14 protein-coding genes and 1 pseudogene are annotated in these 15085 nt (G+C 64.2%); 7 read left to right on the top strand and 8 right to left on the bottom strand.

Annotated features, from left to right (window positions below):
- Window positions 1–103 precede the first annotated feature (103 nt).
- Window positions 104–1627 carry a fumarate hydratase gene (locus tag WP12_RS22980; protein ID WP_046195969.1) on the top strand — a complete coding sequence of 508 codons (1524 nt, stop codon included), beginning with the start codon at window positions 104–106 and terminating at the stop codon, window positions 1625–1627.
- A gap of 1 nt (window position 1628) precedes the next feature.
- On the opposite strand, the pseudogene WP12_RS22975 reads toward WP12_RS22980, so the two are convergent.
- Window positions 1629–2827 (bottom strand): annotated as a pseudogene (locus WP12_RS22975) (serine hydrolase domain-containing protein).
- Window positions 2828–2861: 34 nt separating this feature from the next.
- Between WP12_RS22975 and WP12_RS22970 the strand changes: the two are divergent.
- A complete protein-coding gene (locus WP12_RS22970) occupies window positions 2862–3935 on the top strand; it encodes an MBL fold metallo-hydrolase (protein WP_052730590.1) in 1074 nt (357 codons plus the stop codon).
- A 3-nt stretch (window positions 3936–3938) separates the two neighbouring features.
- Here the strand turns inward: WP12_RS22970 and WP12_RS22965 are convergent, their stop codons facing one another.
- Window positions 3939–4679, bottom strand: a complete 741-nt coding sequence (locus WP12_RS22965) for a hypothetical protein (protein WP_052730589.1) — start codon at window positions 4677–4679, stop codon at window positions 3939–3941.
- A gap of 185 nt (window positions 4680–4864) precedes the next feature.
- Here WP12_RS22965 and WP12_RS22960 point away from each other — a divergent pair, with 185 nt between their 5' ends.
- Window positions 4865–5068: a hypothetical protein gene (locus WP12_RS22960; RefSeq protein ID WP_046195968.1), complete on the top strand. Its 204-nt coding sequence runs from the start codon at window positions 4865–4867 to the stop codon at window positions 5066–5068.
- Window positions 5069–5092: 24 nt separating this feature from the next.
- Here WP12_RS22960 and WP12_RS22955 read toward each other — a convergent pair whose 3' ends face one another.
- Genes WP12_RS22955 through WP12_RS22935 form a run of 5 tightly spaced genes read right to left on the bottom strand, consistent with a single transcriptional unit; the run spans window position 5093 to window position 9311 of the window.
- Complete coding sequence (locus WP12_RS22955; RefSeq protein ID WP_046195967.1) at window positions 5093–5854, bottom strand: NRDE family protein; 762 nt, start codon at window positions 5852–5854, stop codon at window positions 5093–5095.
- 3 nt (window positions 5855–5857) lie between these two features.
- On the bottom strand, window positions 5858–7147 hold the full coding sequence (locus WP12_RS22950) for an MFS transporter (protein WP_046195966.1): 1290 nt from the start codon (window positions 7145–7147) through the stop codon (window positions 5858–5860).
- Window positions 7144–7977 (bottom strand): arylamine N-acetyltransferase family protein, encoded by an 834-nt coding sequence (locus tag WP12_RS22945; protein ID WP_046195965.1) that lies wholly within the window; start codon window positions 7975–7977, stop codon window positions 7144–7146. The genes WP12_RS22950 and WP12_RS22945 overlap by 4 nt, the downstream gene beginning before the upstream one ends.
- Window positions 7968–8420, bottom strand: a complete 453-nt coding sequence (locus tag WP12_RS22940; protein WP_046195964.1) for a DUF3617 domain-containing protein — start codon at window positions 8418–8420, stop codon at window positions 7968–7970. Before WP12_RS22940 ends, WP12_RS22945 begins: the two co-directional genes overlap by 10 nt.
- Window positions 8421–8480: 60 nt before the next feature.
- Window positions 8481–9311, bottom strand: coding sequence for a 2OG-Fe(II) oxygenase (locus WP12_RS22935; RefSeq protein ID WP_046195963.1), 831 nt, complete (start codon window positions 9309–9311; stop codon window positions 8481–8483).
- 56 nt (window positions 9312–9367) lie between these two features.
- Between WP12_RS22935 and uvrB the strand changes: the two genes are divergently transcribed.
- From uvrB to WP12_RS22915, 4 genes are all read left to right on the top strand, one after another.
- The gene (gene uvrB / locus WP12_RS22930; RefSeq protein WP_046195962.1) at window positions 9368–11551 is read left to right on the top strand and encodes an excinuclease ABC subunit UvrB; all 2184 of its coding nucleotides are present in this window, start codon (window positions 9368–9370) and stop codon (window positions 11549–11551) included.
- 478 nt (window positions 11552–12029) lie between these two features.
- Window positions 12030–12461, top strand: coding sequence for a DUF1810 domain-containing protein (locus tag WP12_RS22925; protein ID WP_046195986.1), 432 nt, complete (start codon window positions 12030–12032; stop codon window positions 12459–12461).
- Window positions 12458–13009, top strand: coding sequence for a DNA-3-methyladenine glycosylase I (locus WP12_RS22920; RefSeq protein ID WP_046195961.1), 552 nt, complete (start codon window positions 12458–12460; stop codon window positions 13007–13009). The genes WP12_RS22925 and WP12_RS22920 overlap by 4 nt, the downstream gene beginning before the upstream one ends.
- Before the next feature lie 74 nt (window positions 13010–13083).
- Window positions 13084–13701 carry a DJ-1/PfpI family protein gene (locus WP12_RS22915; protein WP_046195960.1) on the top strand — a complete coding sequence of 206 codons (618 nt, stop codon included), beginning with the start codon at window positions 13084–13086 and terminating at the stop codon, window positions 13699–13701.
- A gap of 86 nt (window positions 13702–13787) precedes the next feature.
- On the opposite strand, the gene WP12_RS22910 is transcribed toward WP12_RS22915, so the two are convergent.
- Window positions 13788–15077 carry an adenylosuccinate synthase gene (locus tag WP12_RS22910; RefSeq protein WP_046195959.1) on the bottom strand — a complete coding sequence of 430 codons (1290 nt, stop codon included), beginning with the start codon at window positions 15075–15077 and terminating at the stop codon, window positions 13788–13790.
- Between the last annotated feature and the right edge of the window lie 8 nt (window positions 15078–15085).

The following is a 15085-nucleotide window of genomic DNA, read 5'->3' as shown; positions in this document are numbered from 1 at the left end:
TGATACTATTTCCACCGACATGAAAAGTCTTTTTGGGGCTGCCGCTGCGCGCTTTCGGGGCTATGTGCTCTCCAACAGGGGCAGCATTATCGGAGCCGGGGCCATGACCGTCATCATCAAGGAAGCCGACCTGATCGAGAGCGTCGCCGACGCCCTCCAATATATCAGCTATTATCACCCGATGGATTATATCAAGGCGCTCGGCGTGGCTTATGAGGCCGAGCAGGGCCCGGCCGCCAAGGACGCGATCGCGCAGATCCTGACCAACAGCCGGATGTGCGCCGAGGGCCATCGCCCGATCTGCCAGGACACCGGCATCGTCACCGTTTTCATCAAATGGGGCCAGCAGTGCATGCTGGATAGCGAGAAGAGCCTGCAGGAGGTCGTCGACGAAGGCGTCCGCCGCGCCTATCTCCATCCCGAGAACCGGCTGCGCGCCTCGATCCTGAAGGATCCGGCCTTCAGCCGCGTCAACACCAAGGACAACACGCCTTCGGTCCTGAATGTCGAGATGGTGCCAGGCCATCATGTCGAGGTCGCTGTCGCGGCAAAGGGCGGCGGTTCGGAGAACAAATCCAAATTCGCGATGCTCAATCCCAGCGAGTCGATCGTCGATTGGGTGCTGGAGATGATCCCGAAGATGGGCGCCGGCTGGTGCCCGCCGGGCATGCTCGGCATCGGCATCGGCGGAACGGCCGAGAAGGCGATGACCATGGCCAAGGAATCGCTGATGGGCGATATCGACATGGCGCAGCTCAAGCAGCGCGGGGCGCAGAACGATATCGAGAAGCTGCGCATCGAGATTTTCGACAAGGTCAACGCGCTGGGCATCGGTGCGCAGGGACTGGGCGGGCTTTCGACCATCCTCGACGTCAAGATTCTTGACTATCCGACCCACGCTGCATCGAAGCCGGTCGCGATGATCCCGAACTGCGCGGCGACGCGCCATGCGCATTTCCATCTCGACGGTTCGGGCCCCGCCTTCCTCGATCCGCCGAACCTCGACGAATGGCCGAAGGTCGAATGGGCGCCGTCGAAGGAATCAATCCGCGTCGACCTCAACACCCTGACCCGGGAAGTGGTGGCGAGCTGGAAGCCCGGCGATCGCCTGCTGCTCAACGGCAAGATGCTCACCGGCCGGGACGCCGCGCACAAGCGCATTCAGGACATGCTGGCGAAGGGCGAGGAGCTTCCGGTCGAGTTCAAGGGCCGGGTGATCTATTATGTCGGCCCGGTCGATCCGGTGCGCGACGAGGTGGTCGGCCCGGCGGGCCCGACCACCGCGACCCGCATGGACAAGTTCACCGACATGATGCTCGAGAAGACCGGGCTGATCGCCATGGTCGGCAAGGCCGAGCGCGGGCCCACGGCGATCGAGTCGATCAGGAAGCACAAGGCGGCCTATCTGATGGCGGTCGGCGGCGCGGCCTATCTGGTCGCGCGCGCGATCAAGGGCGCGGAGGTGGTCGGCTTCCATGATCTCGGCATGGAGGCGATCTATGAGTTCGACGTGCGCGACATGCCGGTGACGGTTGCTGTCGATGCGACGGGCGAGAGCGTCCACCACACCGCGCCGCTGGTGTGGCGCGAGAAGATCGCCCGCGAGAAGCTGCTCGAAGGGGTTTGAGTTAGCGCTCGCGCGCTATCTCGACCTCGGCTTGGCTGAAGTTCGTTTTCGGGCCAAGTGGTGCGTCGTCCGCCACGGCGGTGACGAAATAGGCGATCCCGGTGCCGGCCTTCAGGTCGATCCACAGGCCCGAGCGCAAGCCATAGGCTTCGCCGGCGTGGCCGACACGGGGGATGCCGTCACCGAACAGGTCTTCACGGCAACCCTCCGCCTTCGTGGCGAGCGTCTGGGTCGCCAGACCATAGCGGCAGATCGTGCCCGGCGTCGTCTCGCCGGTTACGCCATTGCTGCCGTCATAGGTCCAGACGGGCGCGAGCAGCAGATCGATCGAGGCGGGCGACAGGAAGGCCGTGCCGTCCGCGCGGCCCCGGTTCAGTAGCAGCTGCCCGATACGGGCGAGATCGCGCATTGAGATACGCAGGCCACCTTGCGGGGAGAAGCTCGCTCCGTTGAAACCGGCCTGCCATCGCGCGAGATCGCAATTGCCGTCCCGGGCGGGCACGATCGGACAGCCGGGGCGGACACCATGATCATCGTCACGCAGAGGCGCTCCGTCTGCGCCGTATAGCGTGACCGCGCGGCCGATGGTGGCGTCGTCGCAGCTTGCCCAATTGAAGCAGGCCTTGAGGCCGAGCGGATCGATTACCAGCCGCGCCATCAGCCGGTCGAAACGCTCCCCGGTCGCACGCTCCATCACCGACGCGATCAGCGGGAAGTTGAGGTTGGCGTAGCGATAGAAGCTGCCCGGGGCATGCTCGCGATCCCACGCCTTCGGGTCGGCGAGCTTGTCGCGCACCGATTGATCGAAGGGCAGGACATAGTCGGCGGCGTCGGTCAGCGACGCACGGTGCGAGAGCAGCAGGCGCAGGGTAATCACCCTGTCGGGGAATGCCGGGTTACGCACGGGCCAGCCTAGCCAAGCTGACACGTCGCGATCGAGATCGACCGTCCCGGCTTCGACAGCCGCATCACGCCCAGCGCCACGACCAGCTTGGAGATGGAAGCGATGCGTACCGGGTCATCGGCGGTCACGGCGCGGCCTGTCGCGCGGTCGGCAACACCCTGAGTCCAAGCCGTGCCGAGGCGGTCTCGCGTGAAGTCCAGCCGGACAGCCGCCGCGGGCGGACGAAGCTGTGGCTCGGCGCGTGCATCCTGTGCAAAGAGGGCCACGAGCAGGATCAACGGAATGGCGAGACGCATCGTGGCATCATGGCGCGGGGTCGGGAGGCAGGCAATGAAGCGGATGGCAAAATGGACGGGGGGAATCATCGCGGCACTGGCGGTGCTTATCGCCGCCGCTTATGTCGCGAGCCCGCTCTATCTCGACCGTGTCTATTATCGCGGGCCGGTCAGCGGTCATTTCGACGGGCAGCGCTTCTTTAACCCTGAGGGTGAGTCTGCACAGGTCCCGCGCAAGTTCCTCCTGTCGCGGCTATGGGGCATGATCACGGGTCAGGCTGCGCCGGGCTGGCCGGAAAGCATCGCGGTGCGCCCGTCGCGGCCGCCCGCCCGTGTGGCGGGCGGGGCGATGCGTGTCACCTGGATCGGCCATGCGACCGCGCTGGTGCAGACACAGGGGCTCAACATCCTGACCGATCCGATATGGTCGGATGTCGCCGGGCCGTGGAACATGGTCGGCCCCAGCAGGGTGCGGGCGCCCGGCGTGCGCTTTGAAGATCTTCCGAAAATCGACGTCGTGCTGATCAGCCACAATCATTATGACCATATGGACCTGCCGACGCTCCAACGCTTGTGGACCCGCGACCGGCCGCTGATCGTCACCAGCCTGGGTAATGAGGCGATCCTGAAGGAATATGGCATCGTTGCCGCCACGCGCGACTGGGACGGGATGGTGCCGGTCAAACCCGGCGTCTCGGTGATTGTCGAGCGTGTCCATCACTGGGGCTCGCGATGGGGACAGGATCGCAACCGCGCGCTGTGGAGCGGATTTACCGTGACGTTGCCGGGCGGGAATGTCTTCTTCGCGGGCGACACCGGCTTCGGCGATGGTGCCTGGCCGCGCGACGCGGCGCGCCATGGGCCGTTCCGTCTGGCGATCCTGCCGGTGGGGGCCTATCATCCGCGCGACATATTCGGCGGCAATCATATCGATCCGGAGCAGGCCGTGTCGGTATTCAGAACCTTGAGCGCGCGCCATGCGCTGGGCATCCACTGGGGCACATTCCAGCTGACCGACGAAGCCGCAGATGCGCCGCGCGGCGAATTGGCGAAGAGCGTGATGGCCGCTGGCATCGCGGCTGATCGCTTTATCACCACCGAGCCGGGTGTCGGCTGGATGGTGCCATGATGCCTATTTTTTGACGCCGACCGTCAGGTCGAAGCGAATGCGCACCCAGGCCCCCATGACCGGCTTGCCACCAATGCGCGGGGGCCGCACGCGGAATTGCCAGGCGGCCTGGCGCACCGCGCGGGCGATGCCGGACCCCGAGGGAGATTCGGCCAGCTCGCGGCAATCCTCGACCCGGAAATCGGGGACCGTCCGGCAGGCGATCAGGCCCCAGCCGCTGCGCGGCGCGCCCTTGGGCATATAATAGGCCATCTCGGCGTCGGTCGGCTCGCGGTACCAGTCGGGATCGTAGAGCCGCTCGCCGCCGGGGCCTTCGCCGGGGCCGTCGTCCCGGCCATTGCTTGTGCTCTCGCCCACGCTCGGCGCGCCCTCGCTACGGCGCGTCGGTATGCGCGAGATGTCCGACGACGCGAAGACGTCGCGGCTGACCATGATCATTGGCAGGGGCGAGGGCAGGGCGACCGGCTGTTCGGGCGGCGGGGGCGTTTCGGTGACGACCTTCTTCTTCTGCGCCGCGCTGGCGCGTGGCTTAGGCTTGGGCGCGACCTTCTCCTCGGCGAGCGTCATCAGCCGAAAATCCTTCAGCTCGGCTTCGCGCTTCTTCAGGTCGAAGGGTGGCGACATCAGGAAGGCGAGCAGAAAACCGAGCATATGGACGATGACCACCGCGGCCACGCCGATGGCGCGACGCCGGACGATCTCGGGCGGCTGGTCAGGTAGCCATGATTCCAACGCCCGGCGCATGCGCTCCCGCCCTTAGAGGCTGATGCGACGCAGGTCTATCGGCGGATAATGACGAAGCGACGGTTTGCGGATTGCCAAGCCGGCCAGCTAACATCGGAACTTCTGCGCCAAATCGGATCGAATGGCGGCTGCCGACCCATAGCAGAGATCATGGGATCAGTTTAGGACTGTGTGAGGAGACCGCCATGCCGACTGTCGAGGTGTTTGGAAAAGACGAGATGACGCCCCTCTTTCAAGGCGATTTCCCGTTCTTACCCAGACGAGGGGAATACATCTCCAAGGATGTGGGCGGGTATTTTAGCTACTACAATGTGGTCGAGGTCTGGCACCGCGAGGAGGGTGAAACTGGCGGCTTTCGCGCATGCGTTCGCGTCGAAATCGACGACTAGACAACGGCAGCTAACCACCCCTCGTCAGACATTGGCGCTGATCGACCAGTCAAACGACAGCGCCTCGTCGCCAATAGCATCCCCGTTGGCCGAAAATCGCCGCTCGACGAATATTCCCCGGCCGTCCGCATCGATCGCCACCACCGAACTGCACCGCGTCCCATAGACCGGGTTGCGGATAAAGATTGGGCTGTGACTGGGTTCCTGCGGCACGTCGGATGGCGTCGCCGGGTCAAGGCCGATGTCGGGCAGCACTTCCTCACGCAGACCATCGAGCAGCAGTTCCGGGCGATCGGCGTCTCTGGTCAGCCAGTCGAGCAGCATCGACTTGATCCGCAGTGTCTTGGGCCAGGGCTCGTCGAGGGTGCCGTTGGAGAGGCCGTAGAGGCCCGGGGACAGGTTGGTGCGGAGCGTTTCGGGCCGGTTCGACAGGAAGTGGGCGCGGTCGCCGTCGATGCTGATCAGGTTGACCGGGTTGTAGGCATCGATCGCCACTGCATCCGGATCAGCGCCGCCGAGCAGGCCGGTGACAAGCGCGCCGCGCGACGGGCGGCCTTCCTCGGGCAGTCCGTAACCGCGCAGATTGGTGACGACGGTGAAGCGGCCTTGCTCCGACACGCCGAGCCAGGTGCCGCCAGACAACAGATCCCGGCCGGCGAGGATGTGCGGCACGTCTTCCCAGCGCGCAAGCGGGGCGGCGGGGCGTGTGTGATATTCGTCGCGATTGCCGGCGACCACCAGTTGCCAGCGTGGATGCGCTCGCCAGGCGAGGGCGAGGACGCACATCGCCTATGCCGCGCGCTTGGGCTTGCCGCCGGGCCAGCGTGTCTCGGGCACGAACAGGGTGGTGATCAGCGCGACCCCCATGCAACCGGCGACATACCAGAAGAAGGCGGACTCGATCCCCGCCGCCTTGAACGACAGCGCGACCGACTCCGCCGTTCCGCCGAAGATCGCCTGGCTGATCGCATAGGGCAGGCCGACGCCCAGGGCGCGGACATGCGGCGGAAACAGTTCGGCCTTCACGACGGCGCTGGTAGCACTCGATCCCGAGATGATCAGATAGGCGAGGCAGATGAGGAGAAAGGCGCTGAGCATGCTCTGCGCCGCCCCGATCGCGGTAAACAGCGGCACGGTCGCCAGCACGCCGGCGATCCACGTCCAGTATAGCAGCGGCTTGCGGCCGATCTTGTCGGACAGCGCACCGAGGATAGGCTGGATGACGATGTAGAAGATCAGCGCGCCCGAGCAGATCAACGAAGCGTCGCTCTTCGCGAAACCGGCGCTCGCGACGAGATATTTCTGCATATAGGTGGTGAAGGCGTAGAAGCTGACATTACTGCCGATCGACAGGCCGAACACCAGCGCCACCTGTTTCGGCTGCTCGCGGATCAAGGTCATCAGGCCGCCTTTGCGCTTGGCGCCGCCCTCTTCGAGGAAGTCTGGGGTCTCGTCGATCCCGCGCCGCAGCCAGAAGACGCTGACAGCCAGGATCGCGCCGGTCGCGAAGGCGACGCGCCAGCCCCAGCTTTCAAGCTGTGCCTCGGTCAGGAAGACGAACTGAAGCAATAGCAGCAACGCAAGCGCGAGCAGTTGGCCAGCGATCAGCGTGACATATTGGAAGCTCGACCAGAAGCCGCGCTTCTCGGGCGGGGCGATCTCGACCAGATAGGTTGCGGCGGTGCCGAACTCGCCGCCCAGGCTCAGCCCCTGCGCCATGCGCGCAAGTGTGAGCAGGATCGGTGCCCAGATGCCGATCGAGGCATAGGTCGGGGTGCAGGTGATGATCAGCGACCCCGCGCACATCAGCGTGATCGACCAGGTCAGCGCGCTCTTGCGGCCATAGCGATCGGCCAGGACGCCGAGCAGCCAGCCGCCGAGCGGGCGCATGAGGAAGCCGATGGCGAAGACGATGCTGGTCGACAGGAGTTGCGCGGTGGGATCGTCGCTGGGGAAGAAGCTTTTCGAGAAATAGAGCGCAAAGGCCGAATAGATGTACCAGTCGTACCATTCGACGAGGTTGCCAAGCGATCCACCGACGACCGACCGGACGGCGTTGCGGGGGCGCGTTGCGCTCAAAACAGCCCCAGCCCACCGATTTCGACGTCGTCGACGGCGATTCCGAAGACGATATTGAGCCGTAGCCGGTAAGCGGTGGGGCTTTCGATATCGGCTTCGACATGCTGGTCGCCATTGCGGCGGGTATAGTGCCGGTCGAGCAGCGAGGCGAAGCCCGAGGGCAGGCAGAGGCTGACGACCGAGCGGGTGGTGAACAATGTATCGGGGCGTGTCGATGTCCAGTGGTTCGACATTTCCAGGTCGATCCCGGCGACATTTTCCAGCGTAAAGCTGTACTGCGCCTGCCAGTCGGCGCTGACAGCTCGTCCGTCGGTCAGTGCCGGATCTGCCCGCCGTTCGAGCAGCCAGCCGAGATCGTCGGTCAACGACAGCCGGAACTGCGCGCCATCGGGCGCGGTCGTCTCCGCGCCGTCGATCAGCCGCATCGGTGGCGAATAGCTGCCCCCGAAGCCGGCATCGGCGATCCAGTCCTCTCCATCGATGCGGACGAGGTTCAGCGTGTGCGTGTGGGGCGGGATGTCGACCGCCATCAGCCAGACCCGGGCGAGCAGCGGTCGTGCGTCAAACCCGATTGCGGTGAGGGCGCGCAGGAAAAGCTGGTTCTGCTCGAAACAATAGCCGCCACGGCGCTTGTGGACGAGCTTGTCGAAGACATGGGTGGGATCGAGGCTTATTCCGCGCCCCAGCCTCACGTCGAGATTTTCGAATGGAATAGCCAGGCGATGCGCGCGCTGAACCGCCGCCAGCCCAACGGCATCGGCGTCGGGCGCGACGCCAATGGCGATGCGCGTGAGATAGGCGTCGAGGTCGATCGGTTCGGTTATTTGCATGTCGCTCCGGTGCGGCGGCCGGCGCCGGTCGTCACGATCCTGACCGGCTCGCCTTCCTTGGTGCCGGTCGTCAGGGTCGATATTTCATAGCTGTCGGCGGTGTAGTTGCCCTTCGAGGCGACGAGCAGGCCTTCCGGAAACCGCTTGTTGGTGCAGAAGGTGTCGTAGATTATCTTGCCGCCCGCGAGCGAGAATTTGCGCTTGGTACAGACCGCCGCGTCATCCTGCGTAAGCAGCGCCTCCGGACGGGACACCGCCTGTTGCGCGGTAAGGCAGCTCTTGCGGCTGCTATTGCCGGCGAACATCTTGACCACCCATTGCGGCACGCCCGGCACTTCGGCGCTGATCGTCTTGGTCTCATGCTGCCATTTGCCCGGGGCGAAGCCCTCGGCCGCTACCGGAGCGGCCAGTCCGGCCAGTAGAAGCACAGTCCACTTGTTCATCGGGCTTTTCTCCTCGCCGCAGCAAATCCTTAGCGGCTGGCCGCTACTGTTCAAGCCCGGTCAGCGGAACGGGTTCAAGCGCCGCGCATAGCGCTGGAGACGCGCCGGCACCCAGTCGTTGACGAAATGGCCGAACGCGATGCGACGGTCCGCGCGATCACCGCTGCCCGGACGAACCTGGAAACGGGTCGTGCGTACCGGGCCGTCGCTGCGCGGCACGGTATAATAATAGGTCGCGATCGACCGGCGGCTGCGGTCGGGCGGACAGGCGAGCGGATCTGGATGACCATGAAAGCTGTCGGCATCGGTGTTGAAGACGACCGCGCGGCCTATCGTCGGGGCTACCTTTACCTTGCAGGCGCGCATGTCGCGGTTCCACAGTTCGAGGTCGCCACCCCATGCGGCCGGCCAGTCGTCGTTGAGGTAGATGAGCAGGTTGAGCCGCCGCTCCACCTTCATCTGTTCATGCAGGTTGAAGTCGGCATGGATCGAAAGATGTCCGCCGCTGCGCGTCTCGTGCAGGCCGCCACCGACAAAATAGGGATCGGGGATCAGGCCGTCGATCCCGGTCAGCGCTGCAAGAAAGGCCAGGAAGGCCGGGCTGTTTAGTTCAAGCAACAGTCGGCGCAGCGCCGTATCGGCGATCTCGTCAGGAGCGATCTGATATTTGAAGCGTTCCTGATCCCGGTCGAAAAAGCGCCTATCGTCGCTGTCCGGAAAACCGCTCATGAGGGCACGGAGCAGAGCAACATCGAGGAAGTCGTCGACCACGACATGCGGAAAGGGCTGGGCGGCGGCATAGCGGGGATGCAGCGCCTTTCCCGCCGCGCGGCACTCCTCCGCATCGAAGACCGCGCGGCCGTCGCGATCGTGCAGAACGAGCAGGCTCATCGGCAAGGAAGATAAAAGGTGAACATTCGCATTCCCTATCCTACATATGCCATGTCATGACCATCCAGATCCGCACCAGCCTCGCCGACATCGACAATGGGCAGGCCTTTGTGCCGCACCGCCCCGAACGGCCCCTGAAGACCGAGGGCGGCAAGGCGTTCCGGATCGTATCGGACTATGAGCCATCGGGCGACCAGCCTACCGCGATCGCCGAACTGGTCGCGCAGGCCGAGGCGGGCGAGCGCGATCAGGTGCTGCTGGGCGTCACCGGATCGGGCAAGACCTTCACGATGGCCAAGGTGGTGGAGCAGCTCCAGCGCCCCGCGCTGATCCTGGCACCGAACAAGATCCTGGCGGCGCAGCTCTACGGCGAGTTCAAGCAGTTCTTTCCCGACAATGCGGTCGAGTTCTTCGTCAGCTATTACGACTATTATCAGCCCGAAGCCTATGTCCCGCGGTCGGACACCTATATCGAGAAGGAAAGCTCGGTTAACGAGACGATCGACCGGATGCGCCATTCGGCGACCCGGTCGTTGCTCGAACGCGACGATGTGCTGATCGTCTCCTCGGTTTCCTGCCTCTATGGCATCGGTTCGGTCGAAACCTATTCAGCTATGATCTTCGACCTGAAGAAGGGCGAAACGGTCGATCAGCGGGAGATCATCCGTAAGCTGGTGGCGCTCCAGTACAAGCGCAACGACGCCGCGTTCAATCGGGGCAATTTCCGCGTGCGCGGCGAGAATCTGGAGATTTTCCCGTCGCATTATGAGGACAGCGCCTGGCGGGTGTCCTTTTTCGGCGACGAGATCGAGGAGATCGTCGAGTTCGATCCGCTGACCGGCAAGAAGGCCGCAAGCCTCGACTATGTCCGCGTCTTCGCCAATTCGCACTATGTCACCCCCGGGCCGACGATGAAGCAGGCGATGGAGGCGATCCGCTTCGAGCTGACCGAACGGCTCAAGGAACTGGTCGGCGGCGGCCAGTTGCTGGAGGCGCAGCGGCTCGAACAGCGCACCAATTTCGACCTGGAGATGATCGCCGCCACGGGAAGCTGCGCGGGCATCGAGAATTATTCACGCTTCCTGACCGGGCGGATGCCGGGCGAGCCACCGCCGACGCTGTTCGAATATCTGCCCGAAAACGCGCTGTTGTTCGTCGACGAAAGCCACCAGACGATCGGCCAGATCAATGGCATGTCTCGCGGCGATCACCGCCGGAAGATCACCCTTGCCGAATATGGCTTCCGCCTGCCGTCTTGCATCGACAACCGGCCGCTTCGCTTCGCCGAATGGGAAGTGATGCGCCCGCAGACGGTTTATGTCTCGGCGACCCCCGGCGGGTGGGAGATGGAGCAGACCGGCGGCGTCTTCACCGAGCAGGTGATCCGCCCGACCGGGCTGATCGATCCACCGGTCGAGGTGCGTCCGATCGAGAGCCAGGTCGACGACCTCGTCTTCGAAGTGCGCGAGACGGCCAAGCTGGGGTATCGCTCGCTCGTCACTACGCTGACGAAGCGCATGGCTGAGGACCTGACCGAATATATGCACGAGGCCGGGATCAAGGTCCGTTACATGCATTCGGACGTCGAGACGCTCGAACGTATCGAGCTGATCCGCGATCTGCGCCTGGGCGTCTATGACGTACTGGTCGGCATCAACCTGCTGCGGGAGGGCCTCGATATTCCCGAATGCGGTCTGGTCGCGATCCTCGACGCGGACAAGGAGGGTTTCCTGCGTTCGGAGACGTCGTTGATCCAGACGATCGGCCGGGCCGCCCGCAATGTGGATGGCCGCGTGATCCTCTATGCCGACAGTATTACTGGATCGATGGAGCGCGCGATGGCGGAAACCGCGCGCCGCCGCGAGAAGCAGGAAGCTTATAATATCGAGCATGGCATCACGCCGGAGACGATCCGCCGCAACATCACCGATATCGTCGGCCATTTGGCGTCGCGCGATCAGGTGACGGTCGATACCGGGATCGAAGATCGCCCCCATCTCGTCGGCCATAATCTGCGCGGCTATATCGAAGATCTGGAGGCCCGGATGCGCGCCGCCGCCGCCGATCTGGAGTTCGAGGAAGCCGGACGCCTGCGCGACGAAATCCGCAAGCTTGAGCAGGAAGAACTCGGCCTTCCCGTCGATGAGCATCGCGCGCCGGTGAAGGCGCATGCGACTGGCGGAAAGCCGGGCACTCGGACCTCCAAATATAGCAAGATGCGCGCCGCCAAGCGACGCTGATCTATTCCGGGACGATTGGTTAAGGGCCAAGTGTAAGAAATTGCGTGCAACATGTTGTTTCGCGGCTATTCTCCAAAATGTCGCTACGGCGGCGCAACAGGAGGGAGGCTTATGCATGAGCATATCCATGCGACGGGGCGGTCGCGGACTCGTTCAACGCAACCCACATCCGAAGACTGGCATGATCTGAGCCGCTATGTCGCCGAGTCCCGCGCGGCGGCCGTCCGGGGCGGGACGGGATCAGGCGGCGGTTCACCCGACAGGAACCGCTGAGTGGGGTGATGGTCGTGGTTCACCGGGTACGGTAACCACGGCGGAATGACGGGATCGGGAGCGGCCAATTCTGGCCGATGCCGTCACTTAACCTTTTTCGCCGCAGCTCGGTCTTGGCAGTGTTCCTTATATGTTCTATGGAGCAGCCGTCATCTTTGACGGATGCGGAAATGTGATGGGCACAGGAGGACAGGCGGCAATCGTGATGAGTTCTTCTTTCGATCTCGAGCGGTTCGTGACCGCGCAGGATCCCGTGTTCGACACCGCCCTCGCGGAAATACGGCGTGGCCAGAAGCGCAGCCATTGGATGTGGTTCGTCTTTCCCCAACTTGCCGGCCTTGGCCGCAGTGCGATGGCACAGCATTATGCGATCGCCTCGATCGAAGAGGCGCGTGCCTATCTCGATCATCGGTTGCTAGGGGAGCGATTGCGAAGCTGCGTCGAGGCGCTTCAGGACCTTGACGGTGGCACCGCGGAAACGGTGTTCGGCGAGATCGACGCGCTCAAGCTCCGCTCGTCGCTGACGCTGTTCGCCGCGGCGGGCGGAGGGCGACTGTTCGAGGCTGCTCTCGATCGCTGGTTCGACGGGCGCCATGACGAGGCGACGCGGGCGTTGCTGGAAAGGGCGGGAGCATGACCGGGCGCTGTTCCTGGGCGCAATCGGACCCGCTGATGCGTGCTTATCATGACGCCGAATGGGGCGTACCGCAGCGCGATCCGCGCATGCTGTGGGAAATGCTGATGCTGGAAGGATTTCAGGCCGGGCTCGCCTGGATCATCATTCTGCGCAAGCGCGACGCGTTCCGCGCCGCATTCGCCGGCTTCGATCCCGAGAAGGTCGCCGGTTTCGACGATGAGGATGTCGCGCGGCTGATGGCGGATTCCGGCATTGTTCGCGCCCGCGCCAAGATCGAAGCGACGATCGGGGGTGCGCGCATCTTTCTGGCAATGCGCGACGCCGGCCAAGACTTCGCCGAATATTGCTGGTCCTTTACCGATGGCGCACCGCTGACCGGAGACGGCCGCCATGTGCCCGCGCAGACCGAATTGTCGGCACGGATATCGAAGGACTTGAAGAAGCGCGGCTTCAAGTTCGTCGGGCCGACGATCGTCTATGCGTGGATGCAGGCGGTTGGCATCGTCAACGACCATGCCGTTGACTGCTTCCGCCGCGACGCCGCCTGAATCCCGGCTACGGCCTGAGCAGCGGCTGAGGCTGCCGACTTGCGTGGGGGCTTGTAAGCTGCTGTGTCTCGCCGATGCAGATCGCCGTTCTCACCTTCGATGGCTTCAATGAGCTCGACAGCTTCGTGGCGGCGGCGATCCTCAACCGGATGCGGCCGAAGGGGTGGATGGCGCATATAACCGCGCCCAGCGAGACGGTGACGTCGATGAACGGAGTGACGATCCACCGTCAGCAGCCGCTCGAATTCGCCGCGATGGCTGATGCGGTGGTGATCGGTAGCGGCATCCGGACGCGCGAGATCGCCAATGATCCGGCGATGCTGGCGCGGATCGGGCTGGACCCGAAGCGCCAGCTTATCGCCGCGCAATGTTCGGGAACGTTGCTGTTGGCGAAACTGGGCCTGATCGGTGCGCTGCCTGCTTGCACCGACCTGACCACGAAGCCCTGGGTGATCGAAGCAGGTGTCAGCGTGATCGATGCGCCCTTTGTTGCCCATGACAACGTCGCAACGGCGGGTGGATGCCTTGCATCCAACTATCTCGCGGCGTGGCTGATCGCACGCGGCGCTTCCGTAGCGGACGCCGCCGACGCTCTCCATTATGTCGCGCCGGTCGGTGAGAAGCAGGCATGGGTCGATCGCGCTATGGGCGTGATCGAGCCGTATCTCGACATGAAGGCCAGCGCGGCCTGACCATGAACTGCCACGTCAGCGAAGGCTGAGCTCTCAGTGACGACAGCGATGCCGGCCTTCGCTGGCATGGCGATAAGATTGGCTGCTCAATCCGTGAACGGATCCCTGACCAGGATCGTGTCCTCGCGCTCGGGGCTCGTCGAGACGAGCGCGACCGGGCATTGGATAAGCTCCTCGACGCGGCGGATATATTTGATCGCCTGCGCCGGAAGCTGCGCCCAGCTACGCGCACCCGCAGTCGACTCGCTCCAACCGGCTATCGTCTCATAGATTGGTTTGACGCGCGCCTGATCCTGCGGATGCGGCGGCAGATAGTCATAGGTCTTGCCGTCGAGCGTATAGCCGATGCAGATCTTGAGCTCGTCGAAGCCATCGAGCACGTCGAGCTTGGTCAGCGCCACACCCGTGATGCCCGAGACCGCCGCCGACTGGCGTACCAGCACCGCGTCGAACCAGCCGCAGCGGCGCTTGCGCCCGGTGACGGTGCCGAACTCGCGGCCGCGCTCGCCGAGCCGCTGACCGGTCTCGTCCTCAAGTTCGGACGGGAAGGGGCCGGAGCCCACGCGGGTGGTGTAGGCCTTGACGATGCCGAGCACAAAGCCCGCCGCCGAGGGGCCAAGGCCAGATCCGCTCGAAGCGGTGCCGGCGATGGTATTCGATGAGGTGACGAACGGATAGGTGCCGTGATCAACGTCGAGCAGCACGCCCTGCGCGCCTTCGAACAGGATGCGGCGGCCCTTCTTGCGCGCTTCGTTGAGCGTCAGCCAGACCGGCTTAGCGAACGGCAGGATGAAGTCGGCGATCTCGGCCAGATCGGCCTTGAGCCGGTCGCGGTCGACCGGGCTCTCGCCAAAGCCGGCGCGCAGTGCGTCATGATGGGCGCAGATGCGATCGAGCTGGAGTTCGAGATCGTCGAGATGGGCGAGATCACAGACGCGGATGGCGCGGCGACCGACCTTGTCTTCATAAGCAGGACCGATGCCGCGCCGGGTGGTGCCGATCTTGCCCGCGCCCGATGCGTCCTCGCGCAGACCATCGAGATCGCGGTGGATCGGCAGGATCAGCGGGCAGGTTTCGGCGAGCTGGAGGTTCTCGGGAGTGATATCGACCCCCTGTTCCTTGAGCTTGGCCACCTCGTCGCGGAAATGCCAGGGATCGAATACGACGCCGTTGCCGATCACCGACAGCGTGCCGCGCACGATGCCGGATGGCAGCAGGCTGAGCTTGTAGGTCTTGCCCGAGACGACCAGCGTGTGGCCGGCATTGTGGCCGCCCTGGAAGCGCACGACGACATCGGCGCGTTCGGCGAGCCAGTCGACGATCTTGCCCTTGCCTTCATCGCCCCATTGGGCGCCGATCACGGTGACGTTCGCCATTGCAGTTC

The sequence above is a fragment of the Sphingomonas sp. SRS2 genome (assembly GCF_000971055.1).
Lineage (GTDB): Bacteria > Pseudomonadota > Alphaproteobacteria > Sphingomonadales > Sphingomonadaceae > Rhizorhabdus.
The sequence above is the reverse complement of the archived record's forward strand: the minus strand, read 5'-3'. Positions and strand labels throughout refer to the sequence as shown.

What these genes read in the sequence shown, in the direction of transcription:
- WP12_RS22980 (WP_046195969.1), top strand. Translation starts at nt 104, where the DNA reads ATGACCGTCATCATCAAGGAAGCCGACCTGATCGAGAGCGTCGCCGAC.
- WP12_RS22925 (WP_046195986.1), top strand. Translation starts at nt 12,030, where the DNA reads ATGAGTTCTTCTTTCGATCTCGAGCGGTTCGTGACCGCGCAGGATCCC.
- WP12_RS22935 (WP_046195963.1), bottom strand. Translation starts at nt 9,311, where the DNA reads ATGAGCCTGCTCGTTCTGCACGATCGCGACGGCCGCGCGGTCTTCGAT.
- WP12_RS22920 (WP_046195961.1), top strand. Translation starts at nt 12,458, where the DNA reads ATGACCGGGCGCTGTTCCTGGGCGCAATCGGACCCGCTGATGCGTGCT.
- WP12_RS22955 (WP_046195967.1), bottom strand. Translation starts at nt 5,854, where the DNA reads ATGTGCGTCCTCGCCCTCGCCTGGCGAGCGCATCCACGCTGGCAACTG.
- WP12_RS22915 (WP_046195960.1), top strand. Translation starts at nt 13,084, where the DNA reads ATGCAGATCGCCGTTCTCACCTTCGATGGCTTCAATGAGCTCGACAGC.
- WP12_RS22910 (WP_046195959.1), bottom strand. Translation starts at nt 15,077, where the DNA reads ATGGCGAACGTCACCGTGATCGGCGCCCAATGGGGCGATGAAGGCAAG.
- WP12_RS22965 (WP_052730589.1), bottom strand. Translation starts at nt 4,679, where the DNA reads ATGCGCCGGGCGTTGGAATCATGGCTACCTGACCAGCCGCCCGAGATC.
- WP12_RS22940 (WP_046195964.1), bottom strand. Translation starts at nt 8,420, where the DNA reads ATGAACAAGTGGACTGTGCTTCTACTGGCCGGACTGGCCGCTCCGGTA.
- WP12_RS22960 (WP_046195968.1), top strand. Translation starts at nt 4,865, where the DNA reads ATGCCGACTGTCGAGGTGTTTGGAAAAGACGAGATGACGCCCCTCTTT.
- uvrB (WP_046195962.1), top strand. Translation starts at nt 9,368, where the DNA reads ATGACCATCCAGATCCGCACCAGCCTCGCCGACATCGACAATGGGCAG.
- WP12_RS22945 (WP_046195965.1), bottom strand. Translation starts at nt 7,977, where the DNA reads ATGCAAATAACCGAACCGATCGACCTCGACGCCTATCTCACGCGCATC.
- WP12_RS22970 (WP_052730590.1), top strand. Translation starts at nt 2,862, where the DNA reads ATGAAGCGGATGGCAAAATGGACGGGGGGAATCATCGCGGCACTGGCG.